10 protein-coding genes are annotated in these 12,507 nt (G+C 72.1%); 8 read left to right on the forward strand and 2 right to left on the reverse strand.

Translation table 11 applies throughout. The features are described from left to right. Positions 1–236 precede the first annotated feature (236 nt). Positions 237–701, reverse strand: a complete 465-nt coding sequence (locus tag ABZX11_RS45855) for a metallopeptidase family protein (protein ID WP_004559274.1) — start codon at positions 699–701, stop codon at positions 237–239. A gap of 79 nt (positions 702–780) precedes the next feature. On the opposite strand from ABZX11_RS45855, the gene ABZX11_RS45860 reads away from it, so the two are divergent. From ABZX11_RS45860 to manA, 5 genes are all read left to right on the forward strand, one after another. Continuing rightward, positions 781–1,134 (forward strand): DUF3499 domain-containing protein, encoded by a 354-nt coding sequence (locus ABZX11_RS45860; protein WP_033261311.1) that lies wholly within the window; start codon positions 781–783, stop codon positions 1,132–1,134. Positions 1,135–1,214: 80 nt separating this feature from the next. Further along, complete coding sequence (locus ABZX11_RS45865; RefSeq protein ID WP_176174997.1) at positions 1,215–2,570, forward strand: phosphomannomutase/phosphoglucomutase; 1,356 nt, start codon at positions 1,215–1,217, stop codon at positions 2,568–2,570. 83 nt (positions 2,571–2,653) lie between these two features. Then, positions 2,654–2,875 carry a Trm112 family protein gene (locus tag ABZX11_RS45870; RefSeq protein ID WP_091317709.1) on the forward strand — a complete coding sequence of 74 codons (222 nt, stop codon included), beginning with the start codon at positions 2,654–2,656 and terminating at the stop codon, positions 2,873–2,875. After that, positions 2,859–3,953, forward strand: coding sequence for a hypothetical protein (locus ABZX11_RS45875; RefSeq protein ID WP_354925080.1), 1,095 nt, complete (start codon positions 2,859–2,861; stop codon positions 3,951–3,953). Before ABZX11_RS45870 ends, ABZX11_RS45875 begins: the two co-directional genes overlap by 17 nt. Before the next feature lie 55 nt (positions 3,954–4,008). Next, positions 4,009–5,238, forward strand: coding sequence for a mannose-6-phosphate isomerase, class I (gene manA / locus ABZX11_RS45880; RefSeq protein ID WP_354925111.1), 1,230 nt, complete (start codon positions 4,009–4,011; stop codon positions 5,236–5,238). Between the two features lie 724 nt (positions 5,239–5,962). On the opposite strand, the gene ABZX11_RS45885 is transcribed toward manA, so the two are convergent. After that, positions 5,963–8,878: a BTAD domain-containing putative transcriptional regulator gene (locus ABZX11_RS45885; protein ID WP_354925082.1), complete on the reverse strand. Its 2,916-nt coding sequence runs from the start codon at positions 8,876–8,878 to the stop codon at positions 5,963–5,965. Between the two features lie 132 nt (positions 8,879–9,010). On the opposite strand from ABZX11_RS45885, the gene ABZX11_RS45890 reads away from it, so the two are divergent. From ABZX11_RS45890 to ABZX11_RS45900, 3 genes are all read left to right on the forward strand, one after another. After that, positions 9,011–9,928, forward strand: coding sequence for a cation diffusion facilitator family transporter (locus ABZX11_RS45890; RefSeq protein WP_176175000.1), 918 nt, complete (start codon positions 9,011–9,013; stop codon positions 9,926–9,928). A gap of 80 nt (positions 9,929–10,008) precedes the next feature. Beyond that, positions 10,009–11,526: an amino acid permease gene (locus ABZX11_RS45895; protein WP_354925084.1), complete on the forward strand. Its 1,518-nt coding sequence runs from the start codon at positions 10,009–10,011 to the stop codon at positions 11,524–11,526. Between the two features lie 270 nt (positions 11,527–11,796). Next, positions 11,797–12,501, forward strand: coding sequence for an LPXTG cell wall anchor domain-containing protein (locus tag ABZX11_RS45900; RefSeq protein ID WP_176175002.1), 705 nt, complete (start codon positions 11,797–11,799; stop codon positions 12,499–12,501). Positions 12,502–12,507: the final 6 nt, after the last annotated feature.

Consider the following 12,507-nt stretch of genomic DNA (forward strand, 5'->3'; position numbering starts at 1 on the left):
GAGGTGCCGGAACCGCAGGTCGCGCCGGTCTTCGGAGCCGGGTCGCCTTGACAAACCCGACCGCCGGCTGAAGGGATCGCAGGGATGAGGGGCGGGGGAGGTCTGGTGAGGTGGTTGGTTGCCTTGCGTTACCGGCTGCCGGTTCGCGCGTCTGTTCGGCCGCCGGTTTGCGTTGTGGGGTTCGGTCGCCGGTTGGGCGTCGAAGATCCGGCCGGCGGTTCGCAGCGGCCCCGGCGTTACTCGCCTTCGATGACGTCCGGCTCCACGCCCAGGTACCCCGCCACCTGCTCCACCAGCACGTCATGCACCAGCTCGGCCAGCTCCGACGGATCCTTCGCCCGCGCCTCCAGCGGCCGCCGGTACAGCACGATCCGAGCCCGCGTCGGCAGCCCTGTCCGGTCCACGCCCGCCGGGACCAGCCGCGACAGCGGTACCGCGCCGTCGTGCAGCACCCCGTCCGCCGGCGAGTGGCCGTTCTCGCGGACCTCCGGCACGTCGTCGACCGCCACGTCGAGCTTCGTCAGCTCATGGCGCCAGCGGGCCTCGATCGGCTCGAGCGCGTCCAGCACCAGTGCGTCGAACCTCTCCGCGCGGCTCGCGGCGGCGGGCAGGGTTGCCGGATACAGCGTCCCGCGCAGGCCCCGGCCGTGCCGGTCCCGCCGCGAGCGCCGCCGTTGTCGGTAATCACGAGCCGTCGCCACGCCCGAAGTCTATGCGGTCCGCACGTCCCAGCGCGTGTCGCTCCTCCAGGCTTGCGGCGACGCGCTATCGTTTCGTTTCGTGCGGAGCGTACGGAAGTGTTCGCGTACTGGCTGTCTCGAGCCAGCTGTGGCCACGCTGACGTATGCGTACAGCGACTCCACAGCCGTCGTCGGCCCGCTGGCCACCGCCTCCGAACCCCATTCGTACGACCTCTGCGAAGCCCATGCGCTGCGGCTGACCGTCCCCAAGGGCTGGGAAGTCGTCCGCCACGAGGGGGCCTTCGCCGCTCCGGACCCGTCGGCCGACGAACTCACTGCGCTGGCCGAGGCCGTTCGCGAGGCCGGGCGCTCCGACAAACCGGCTCCCGCGCCCGAACCGGAGGGCCCGTCCGGGCGCCGCGGTCACCTGCGGGTCCTCCCCGGCCGCGCCTGAACGCGTAACCCTCTCACCCCGCCGGTAGGCTTTCCGCGCGGCGCAGCGGGCGCCGGGACGACTATTCGCGGGGAGACGGCGTGCCAGACCTTTCGGGCATCGTGAAGGCCTACGACATTCGCGGCGTGGTCGGCGAGCAGCTCGACGCGGACCTCGTCCGCGACTTCGGCGCCGCGTTCGCCCTGCTCATCAAGCCGGAAGCGCCGTCGGTGGTGATCGGCCACGACATGCGTGACTCGTCGCCGGGGCTGGCGGCGGCCTTCGCCGAGGGTGTCACCTCGCAGGGCCTCGACGTCGTGAGCATCGGGCTGGCCAGCACCGACCAGCTGTACTTCGCCTCGGGTTCGCTGAACCTGCCGGGCGCGATGTTCACCGCGAGCCACAACCCGGCCAAGTACAACGGCATCAAGATGTGCCGCGCGGGCGCGTCGCCGGTCGGCCAGGACACCGGGCTCGCCGAGATCCGCGACACCGTCGAGCAGGGCGTGCCGGAGTTCGAGGGCCAGCGCGGCACCGTGAGCGAGCGCGACGTCCTCGCCGACTACGCCGCCTACCTGCGCAACCTCGTCGACCTGTCGGGCAGCCGGCCGCTGAAGATCGTGGTCGACGCCGGCAACGGCATGGGCGGGCACACCGTCCCCACCGTCTTCGACGGCCTGCCGATCGAGGTCGTGCCGATGTACTTCGAGCTCGACGGCAGCTTCCCGAACCACGAGGCCAACCCGCTCGACCCGGCCAACATCGTCGACCTGCAGGCGAAGGTGCGCGAGGTCGGCGCGGACGCCGGGGTCGCCTTCGACGGCGACGCCGACCGCTGCTTCATCGTCGACGAGCGCGGCGAGCCGGTTTCGCCGAGCGCGATCACCGCGCTGGTCGCCGTGCGAGAGCTGGCCAAAGACCCGGGCGGCACGATCATCCACAACCTGATCACGTCCAAGGGCGTGCCGGAGATCGTCGCCGAGCACGGCGGCAAGCCGGTCCGCACCCGCGTCGGGCACTCGTTCATCAAGGCCGAGATGGCCCGCACCGGCGCCATCTTCGGCGGCGAGCACTCCGCGCACTACTACTTCCGCGACTTCTGGCGCGCCGACACCGGCATGCTGGCGGCGCTGCACGTCCTCGCCGCGCTCGGCGAGCAGAGCGGCCCGCTGAGCGAGCTGACCAGCGCGTACTCGCGTTACGCGGCCTCGGGGGAGATCAACTCCACCGTCGACGACCAGGTCGCGAAGATGATGGCGGTCAAGGACACCTTCGGCACCCGCTCCGGCGTCGAGATCGACGAGCTGGACGGCCTGACCGTGCAGCTGCCGGGCGGCGCCTGGTTCAACCTGCGCCCGTCGAACACCGAACCGCTGCTCCGGCTCAACGTCGAAGCCGCGAACGCCGAGGCCGTGCAGGGGCTGGTCGACGAAGTGCTCGCGATCATCCGCAATTGACCCACCCCTACGAGTGCGCGTAGGGGCCGAACTGTGTCCTGAAGTGCTCTTCACCACAGTCCCCCGCGTGGTATGGAGGAACCATGGCCATCACGCTCGACGCCCAGCTCCTCGAGATCCTGGCGTGCCCGTCGCCCGATCACGCCCCGCTCCGGCCGGGCGCCCCGGACGACCCCGAGGCCGACGCGCTGACGTGCACGGAATGCGGCCGCGTGTACCCGGTCCGTGACGGCATCCCGGTGCTGCTGCTCGACGAAGCGACCCTGCCCGGGGAACACGGGAACTCCGATGCCGACAGTGCTTGACGACTCGCTGCTCGACGACCCCGCGCGGCTGGCCGAGGCCGACAGCGCGGGGTTGCTCCGTGCCGCCGCGATGGCCGGCGCCCAGGTGCGGGCGACCGCCGAGCTGGCCGCGGAGCTTGAGCTGTCCGAGCGGCTCGACCTGGGGCGCCCGCGTGTCGTCGTGCTGATCGACCGGCCGGGGGTGAGCCGCACGCTCACCCGGCTGCTGGCCGCCCTGCTGGCGCCGTCGTGCCCGGTCCCGGTGGTCGTCGCCGAGGTGGTGCCGAGCTGGATCGGCGCGCTCGACGTCGTCTTCGCGCACACCGACGACCCGGGTGACCGCGAGCTGGCCGCGTCCCTCGAACGCGCCGCCCGCTACGGCGCCTCGGTGGTGCTTTCGGCGCCGTCGGAAGGCCCGGTGGCAGCCTCCGTGGCCGGCAAGGGTGTCCTGCTGGCCCCGCGGATCCCGGTGCCGCCGGAGCTGGCGTTCCCGCGCGGACTGGCCGCCGGGCTGCTCACCGCGAACGCGCTGGGCCTGCTGATCTCCGACGTCCAGGCACTGGCCGACCAGCTGGACCTGGAAGCCGAAAAGGACTACCTGGCCCGGGAGTCGTTCGCGAACCCGGCCAAGGCGCTGGCGCTGCGGGTCGCCGACCGCGTGCCGCTGCTGTGGGGGCTGGACCCGGTCGCGGTGGCCGTCGGCGAACACGCTGCGCACGCGTTCGCCGCCCACGCGGCCACGGTGTGTGACGTCGAGGACTATCGTCAGGCCCTGGCGCGCCCCGCATTGCGGCGGGCGGCGCAATCAGGTGGCGGAGAGCGTGACATCTTCGCCGATCCGGACGATCCCTCTGGTGACATCCCCACCCGGGTGCTGCTGCTCTCGGTGCGGACCGGTCCGGCCACGGACGCGGCGCGCTACCAGGCCGAGGACCTGCTGCCGGGTGCGGACGTCATCGCGCCGGCCGAGGAGATCGAGGCCGACGAAATCGTGCGGGCCGCGGTGCTGGCACTGCGGTTCGAACTGGCGGCGGTCTACCTCGGGCTGGCCGCGGGCAGCATCGGCGGCGCGGGCCGCTTCGCGCCCGCGACGGCGTGAGACCTGCCGAGCACCGGCTCCGGCCGGTGCCCGAAGGAGTGGAGTTGAGGTGACAGTGGAGCTGCTGCGCAACGCGGTGCGGCCCTACGCCTGGGGATCGCGGACGGCGATCCCCGAGCTGCTGGGCCGTCCGGTACCCGCGCCGCACCCCGAGGCCGAGCTGTGGATGGGTGCCCACCCGGGCGACCCGTCGCACGTCATCGGCCCCGACGGGACCGAGCGGAGCCTGCTCGAGCTGGTGGACGCCGACCCGGTGACCCAGCTCGGCGAGCGCTGCGCGAAGCGGTGGGGCGGGCGGCTCCCGTTCCTGTTGAAGATCCTCGCGGCGGAGGAGCCACTGTCGATGCAGGCGCACCCGTCGGCGGCCCAGGCCGCCGAGGGCCACGCCCGCGAGGAACAGCTGGGCATCCCGCGCGACGCGGCGAACCGGAACTACCCGGATCCGACGGCGAAGCCGGAGCTGGTGTGCGCGCTGACGGAGTTCCACGCGCTGGCGGGGTTCCGCGCCCCGGACCGGACGGTGAAGCTGCTGAAGGCGATCGAGACGCCGGGGCTGGCGAAGTACACGGGGTTGCTGGAGGCCCAGCCGGACCCGTCCGGGCTGCGCGCGCTGTTCACGACGTGGATCACGCTGCCGCAGGCGTCGCTGGATTCGCTGCTGCCGGAGGTGCTCGACGCGTGCGTCCGGCACGTGCAAGAGCACGGCGAGTTCGCGGTCGAGTGCCGCACGATCCTGGAGCTCGGCGAGGCGCACCCGCGTGACGCCGGGGTGCTGGCGGCGTTGCTGCTGAACCGGCTGACGTTGCGCGCAGGCGAGGCAATTTATTTGCCGGCGGGCAACCTGCACCTGTACCTGCACGGGACGGCCGTGGAGATCCTGGCCAACTCGGACAACATTCTGCGGTGTGGTCTGACCCCGAAGCACGTGGACGTCCCGGAGCTGCTGCGCGTGGTCGACTTCGCGTGCGGCGAGATGCCGGTCCAGTGCGGCGACATGGGTGGCCGTGTGTCGGTGTACCGGACGGACGCGCCGGAGTTCGAGCTGTCCCGCGTGGAGTGGGCGGCGGGCCAGGACGACGAGATTTCGGTGGACAGCGTGGGGCCCCAGATCCTGCTGTGCACGGCGGGCGACCTGCTGGTGACGGCGGACGACGGCGAGAAGGTCGAGCTGCGGAGGGGCCAGTCGGTGTGGCTGCCGGCGGCGGATCCGCCGGTCCGGATCCGGGCTTTGGGTGGGGAGCGGGCCCAGCTCTTCCGCGCCACGGCCGGCACCTGCGAGGACTGACCGCGCCCGCACCTCCGCCTTCCGCGCGGGAGGGCTCAGCCCGCGTACCTGGACGGTCGGCCGACGTCCCTGGAGGGTCGGCTGGCGTGCCTGAAGGGTCGGGCCCGCGTAGGTACCGAGCCGACCCTCTGGGTACGCGAGCCGACCGCCTGGGTGCGCAAGCCGACCGTCTGGGTACGCGATCCGACCGGCTGGGTGCGCAAGCCGACCGTTTGGGTACGCAGATCTTCCCCGGGGCGGGCACCCGGCCGGCGGGTCACGGGAGATCCGGGGCGGCTGTGTGGGGGCGGGGAGTTTCTGTGTGCGTTCCGTGTGGCGGGCTCCGCCACGATCAACACCAAGGGGGGACCCTGGTGGGCTGATGCGCGCCGCCGGGTCCGCTGGGGGTGACGCCGGTCGGGGGATCTGCCCGGCGTCAGTGGGCTGGAGGTGGTGCCGCGAGGGGGCGGCACCACCTCGGCGGTCACCCCGGCGCGGTGAGACGGGTGGTGCGGTGAGGGGGCAGCACCACCTGATCTCGCCCGCCACCCTCTCCGGCGGCGGGGTAGTGGTCGCTGGCTCAGACTCTCGGCGGGCTGGTCGTGGGGCTGCCTCGCCTGGCAGGCCCGCTCGGCCAGCGGCCGGCTCGATCCGCCCGAGCTGCCCTCGGGCCGCCCGCCAGCCTCTACGGCGGCAAGGTAGCGGACTGTCGGCTCAGCTCGGCGCGAGTGGCGGTTTCGGCTCGTCAGGCCGGCTCGGTCAGCGCCAGCAACGCCCGCCGCAGGGCTGCTGCGCTTGCGTCGCGTGGGTCCGTCAGCTCTGCCGCCTCCCTCTCCGCCTCCGCCGCCTCTCCCACGTCGCCCATCGCCACGTACGCCCGGTGCAGCACCAGCCACGTCAACCCCGTTGCCGCCCTCCCGCCCATCTCGCGGAGCTCGTCCAAGCACGCCCTCAGCACCGGGATCGCCTGCTCCGCCCGGCCCTCGCCGATCCACGCCGCCGCCAGTGCTCTGGTGCACGACAGCTCGCGTGGCCTCTCGTCCAGCTCGCGGGCCAGCTCACGCGCCTCCTCGAACGCCGCCGTCGCGTCGTTGCGGCGACCTATTGCCGCCGAGATCGCGCCATACGTGCGCAACGACTTCGCCAGCGCCGACCTCGCCAACGTCCCCCGCAACAGCTCCACCGACTCCGCGATCGCCGCCCGTGCGCCCGGGTCGTCGCCCGTCAGCAAGGACGACCACGCGTACCTGTGCAGGGCCTCGCCGATCATCCGGGCGTCGCCCGTCGAGCGGGCCGCGGCCAGCGCTGCCCGGTCGACCTCCCGGGCGTCGGGGATGCGGCCCAGCCGGAGCAACGCCGCCGACTCCGCCGCGCGTGCCCAGCCCAGTCCGGCCGCCGATTCGTCCAGCGTGAACAGTTCCTGGGCCTGGCCCGCCGTCTCCAGGGCCTCCTCCGCGCGGCCCAAGCCGATCAAGCAGTGCGCCAGGTTCGCCAGCACCCACGCGTGCGTGCGGCCGTCGCCTGCCGACTCGAGCTCCTTCGCGCACGCCCGGTAGCGGGCCGCCGCTTCCTCGTACTCGCCACGCGTGTGCCGCAACAGCGTCAGCGTGGCCTCGGCGACCGTTGCCGACACCGACTCGTACACCGCGCGCATGTCGGCGTAGTGCCCGTGCAGGTACAGGTACGCGCCCAGACGATCGAGCAGCAGCATGGCGTCCGGCGGCGCGAGCGTGCCGATGAGCAGCACCAGGTTCGCGCGCTCGGCCGCGAACCAGTCGTCCGGCCGGGCCAGCAGCCGCTCCACCAGCGGAGCCGGCAACGGCTGCGCGGGCGGCTCGTGCGCCGGGGACGGCATCGGCAGCGTGCGCGGCAGCCGGGCCGCCGCCTCGTCCGCGAGTGCCAGCGTGGCCGCCAGCACGGTCGCGAGACCCGAGCCCGGCGCCGGCTCGGGAAGCTCCGCCGCGTACAGCCGGACCAGGTCGTGCATCCGGTACCGGCCTTCGCCCGTCCCGTCCGCTCCGCGGGCCTCCAGCAGGCTCGCCTCGACCAGCTCTTCGACGGCCTCGTCGGCGTCCGGGTCGTCGATCAGGGTGGTGACCGCCCAGGCGGGCAGGTCGGCGAGGCGGCAGCGGCCGAGCAGCCGGAACGCGCGCCGCGCGGGCGAGCGCAGGGCCTCGTAGCTCAGCGCGATGCTGCTCCGGACGGCGAGGTCGCTGACGGTCAGCTCGTCGAGCCTGCGGACCTCGTCCTCCAGCCGTCCGGCCAGCTCGCCGAGCCGCAGGTGCGGGCGGATGGCCAGCCTGCTGCCCGCGATCCGCAACGCCAGCGGCAGCCGCGCGCACGCCGTGATGATCCGCTCGGCGTCGGCGCGCTCCCGCTCGACCCGCGGACCGGCCAGGCGGTGCAGCAGCTCGGCGGCGTCCGCGCCGGACAACGGACCGAGCTGCAGCCGGTGCGCGCCGGCCAGCCCGCTCAGCCGGCGCCTGCTCGTCACCAGCACCGCACAGCCCGGCGTGCCCGGCAGCAGCGTGCGGACGTGCTCGGGGTCGGCGGCTTCGTCCAGCACCACCAGCACCCGCCGGTCGGTGAGCCGTCCGCGGAACACCGCCGCCCGCGCGCGCACGTCGTCCGGCACCGCCGGGCCGGGGACACCAAGAGCGCGCAGCAGGTCGGCCAGCACCTCCCCGATGTCCCGGCCCGCCAGCGGCACGTACAGCTGACCGTCCGGGAACCGGGCGCGCAGCCGGTGCGCGGCCCGCACGGCGAGGGTGCTCTTGCCTGCCCCCGGCTCGCCGCTGAGCACCGCGACCGGGACGCCGGAGCCGGCCCCGAGCACGCCGGTCAGCTCCGCCAGCTCGGCTTCGCGGCCGGTGAAGTCCCCGGCGTCCGGCGGGAGCTGGCACACCGGCCACACCGCGGGCGGCAGCCGCGGGACCGGGTCTTCGCCGCGCAGGACGGCCGCGTGCACCCGCCGCGCCTCCGCGCCCGGCTCGACGCCGAGCTCCTCGATCAGCGTGGTCCGCAGCCGCCGGTAGACCTCCAGCGCGCTGCCCTGCTGCCCGGCCCGGTGCAGCGCGACCATCAGCTGCGCGGCCGGCCGCTCGCGCAGCGGGTGCTCGGTGAGCACGGCCTGCAGCTCGCCGGTCAGCTCGCCGTGCCGCCCCGCGGTCAGCTCCGCGTCGACGCAGTCCTCGAACACGGCCAGCCGCTCGGACTCCAGCCGGGCGACGTCGGCCTCGAGCCGCGGCACGTGCAGCCCGGCCAGCACCGGCCCCCGCCACAGCGCGAGCGCCCGCCGGTAGTGCCCGGCCGCGGTGACCGGGTCCGCCGCTCGCCGCCCTTCGGCGACGGCGGCGCGGAACCCGAGCAGGTCGAGCTCCGCAGGCTCGGCCCGCAGCCGGTAGCCGAGCGGCCCGTGCTCGACCCGCAGGCCGTCGATCCGCTCGCGCAGCCGGGAGAGGTAGGTGTGCAGGTTGGAGGTGGCCGACTTGGGCGGCCCGTCCGGCCACAACGCCTCGACCAGCACGTCGACCGCGACCGGCCGGCCGGCGTTGAGCAGCAGCACGGCCAGCAGCGTGCGCTGCCGCTCGCCGCGCAACGCGACCCAGTGCCCGGGCGGCGCTTCGACGGCGAGCGGCCCGAGCACGCCGAAGTGAGCCATGGCCACCCTCCCGTGCCGGAACCGCCACCGTAGCGAAGGGGTCCGACAAAACCGGGCGGTGTGGGGCGGGAACCGGAGGGGGTCCTCTAGGCTCCAAACCGGCAAATCGGGAACGTCAGCAGGGGAGCGGTCGTGTCAGCTGGAGGCGGAACCAAGGCGATCCTCGCCGCACTGGGTGCGAACGCCGGGATCGCGGCGGCCAAGTTCGTCGGCTTCCTCGTCACCGGGTCCTCGTCGATGCTGGCCGAGTCGGTGCACTCGCTGGCCGACACCACGAACCAGGGCCTGCTGCTGCTCGGGCAGAAGACGTCGAAGCGGGAGGCCGACAAGGAGCACCCGTTCGGCTACGGCCGCGACCGGTACTTCTACTCCTTCATCGTCGCGCTGATGCTCTTCACGCTCGGGTCCGCGTTCGCGATCTACGAGGGCATCCACAAGATCGGCCACCCGGAGCCGCTCGATTCGCCGATCGTCGCCGTGGTCATCCTGCTGGTCGCGGTCGCGCTGGAGGGCTACAGCTTCTACACCGCCATCGGCGAGTCGAAGAAGATCAAGGGTGACGCGACCTGGTGGGGCTTCATCCGCCAGGCCAAGGAGCCCGAGCTGCCGGTGGTGCTGCTGGAGGACGCCGGCGCGCTGCTCGGCCTGGTCCTGGCGCTGTTCGGCGTCGGGTTGTCCGTCATCACGGACAACCCCGTCTGGGACGGCGTCGGCACCCTCGCCATCGGCGCGCTGCTCGGTGTCATCGCGATCATCCTCATCGTCGAGATGAAGAGCCTGCTCATCGGCGAAGGCGCCAACGAAAACGTCCTCGCGACGATCGTCGACGAACTGGCCGCGGGCAAGGTCGAGCGCGTCATCCACATCCGCACCCAGTACCTGGGCCCGGACGAGCTGCTCGTCGCGGCGAAGCTCGCGATGGTGCCCGGCCTCGACACGGCCGAGCTGGCCACGGCCATCGACGACGCCGAAGCGCGCGTCCGCGCCAAGGTGCCCGTCGCGAAGCTGATCTACCTCGAACCGGACCTCGACCGCAGCCTCGCGAAGTAGCTTCTCAACGAGCCGTCACCCGACTGACCCGATAGGGTGACCCACTGCGATACATGCAGGCCAGCCGCAGGAGGTCAACCGTGCCCGGAACGGGTTTGTGGCGCACCAAATCGATCGAGCAGTCCATTAAGGACACCGACGAGCCGGACACCAAGCTCCGGCGGAACCTGAGCGCGTGGGACCTCACGGTCTTCGGCGTCGCGGTCGTCATCGGTGCCGGCATCTTCACGCTGACCGCGCGCACCGCGGGTGACTACGCCGGTCCGTCGGTCTCGCTGGCCTTCGTCTTCGCGGCGATCGCCTGCGCGCTGGCGGCGCTGTGCTACGCCGAGTTCGCCTCGACCGTGCCGGTCGCGGGCAGCGCGTACACGTTCTCCTACGCCACCTTCGGCGAGTTCATGGCGTGGATCATCGGCTGGGACCTGATCCTCGAGCTCGCCGTCGGCGCCGCCGCGGTGTCCAAGGGCTGGTCGGTGTACCTCGAGACGGTGCTCGGCTACCTCTTCGGCAAGGGCACGAAGACGACGTTCGACATCGGCAGCGTGACCGTCGACTGGGGCGCGCTGCTCGTCGTGGCGATCCTGACGACGCTGCTGGCCGTCGGCACGAAGCTGTCTTCGCGGGTGTCGATGGTGATCACCGGGATCAAGGTCGCCGTGGTGCTGTTCGTGATCATCCTCGGCCTCTTCTACATCAAGGGCGCCAACTACACGCCGTACATCCCGCCGGGCGAGACGGGCGGGGCCGGCCAGACCGGTGTCGACCAGTCCCTGTTCTCCCTGATCGCGGGCGGCGCGAGCAGCTCGTTCGGCGTCTTCGGCCTGCTGGCCGGCGCCTCGCTGGTGTTCTTCGCCTTCATCGGCTTCGACATCGTGGCGACCACCGCGGAGGAGACCAAGAACCCGCAGAAGGCCGTGCCGCGCGGGATCATGGGCTCGCTGGCCATCGTGACCGTGCTGTACGTCGCCGTGTCGCTCGTGGTCGTCGGCATGACGTCGTACAAGGACCTCGCGACCAAGGCGGGCGACGGCAGCCACAAGACCCTCGCCACGGCGTTTTCCGCGAACGGCGTCGACTGGGCGGCCAACATCATTTCCTTCGGCGCGCTGGCCGGCCTGACCACCGTCGTCATGGTGCTGATGCTGGGCCAGGTCCGGATCATCTTCGCGATGTCGCGTGACGGCCTGATGCCGCGCGGCCTGGCGAAGACCGGCGAGCACGGCACGCCGAAGCGCGCGACGCTCATCGTCGGCGGCCTGGTCGCGCTCGCGGCCGGGTTCTTCCCGGCGGACAAGCTCGAAGAGATGGTGAACGTCGGCACGCTGTTCGCGTTCGTGCTCGTCTCGGCGGGCGTGCTGGTGCTGCGGCGGACGCGACCGGAGCTGCCCCGGGCGTTCAAGGTGCCCCTGGTGCCGCTGATCCCGATCCTGGCCATCCTCGCCTGCCTGTGGCTGATGCTGAACTTGACCGTGCTGACCTGGCTGCGGTTCATCGCCTGGATGGTGGTGGGCGTGGTGCTGTACTTCGGCTACAGCCGCCGCCATTCCCTGCTCGGCAAGCGGCAGGCCGACGAACCCGTGAAGGCGCCCGAAGCCTGACTTGCGCCGGAAAAGCCCCGCCGTCCTGGATGCCCAGGTCGGCGGGGCTTTTCTCGTTGGGTTGCTTGACGCGAGGTTACGGCTTGATCAAGAGGATCTTGCGATTTGTGCGCAAAGGGGGACCCCCTGTAAGCGGTCGAGTGACGTGCGATACCTTTCGAGCCTTCGTGTGCCACTGACGGGTGAATTACAGCCGCGTGATTCCCACAGGCAGTGGCGTCACGGTCCCCCGATTTTGCCGTTCCTCCCCCGTTCGGTACTGGAGAACTCATGCGCAGACGTTCCTTCCGCGGCGCCGTTGCGGTCATGGCGCTCACCACCGCTGCCCTCATCGGCACCGCCGGTTCGGCCCTGGCCTGCTATAGCGACGACGGCCGGTCGAACCCGATCCCGGACCGCAACCACGCCCCGTGCGCGGATGGGCAGAAGCTCGACCACGGCGATGTCGACTTCACCGGTGGCGAGGGCAAGAGCACCCTGAACATCACCAAGGTGCACGACGGTGTCACCGTGACCCGCATCGTGGTCATCGGCGGCGACGACGGTTTCAACGAGTACATCCCCGGAAAGACCGGCAAGGGCGGCCAGAAGGTCTCCCCGGCAGCGCCGTGGAACGACCTGAAGGCCACCAAAACCTTCAGCGGCCGCCAGCCGAACATCGACAAGTGGTTCCTGTGCGGCACGAAGACCACGAAGCCGACCCAGCCCACCACGACGACCAAGCCGACCCGGCCGGCGCCGTCGACCGAGACCACGAAGCCGAGCACCCCGGCGACCTCGGACACCTCGGTCTCGCCGACCAGCAGCACCACCGCTCCGGCCGTCGTCCCGGCGGGCAACGAGTCGGGCACCGGTGGCGGCCTGGCCAACACCGGCTTCGACAACGCGTGGCTGATCTGGGTCGGCGGGCTGCTGCTCGTCGCCGGTGGCGCCCTGCTCGCGCTGCTGAAGTTCCGCCGCAAGGCTTCCGAGTGAAGCTGA

It is taken from the genome of Amycolatopsis sp. NPDC004169 (assembly GCF_040610315.1).
Taxonomy (GTDB): domain Bacteria; phylum Actinomycetota; class Actinomycetes; order Mycobacteriales; family Pseudonocardiaceae; genus Amycolatopsis.

Excerpts from the sequence above, each read along its gene's own strand:
- ABZX11_RS45870 (WP_091317709.1), top strand. The coding sequence starts at position 2,654 with ATGGCCATCACGCTCGACGCCCAGCTCCTCGAGATCCTGGCGTGCCCG.
- ABZX11_RS45875 (WP_354925080.1), top strand. The coding sequence starts at position 2,859 with ATGCCGACAGTGCTTGACGACTCGCTGCTCGACGACCCCGCGCGGCTG.
- ABZX11_RS45885 (WP_354925082.1), bottom strand. The coding sequence starts at position 8,878 with ATGGCTCACTTCGGCGTGCTCGGGCCGCTCGCCGTCGAAGCGCCGCCC.
- ABZX11_RS45900 (WP_176175002.1), top strand. The coding sequence starts at position 11,797 with ATGCGCAGACGTTCCTTCCGCGGCGCCGTTGCGGTCATGGCGCTCACC.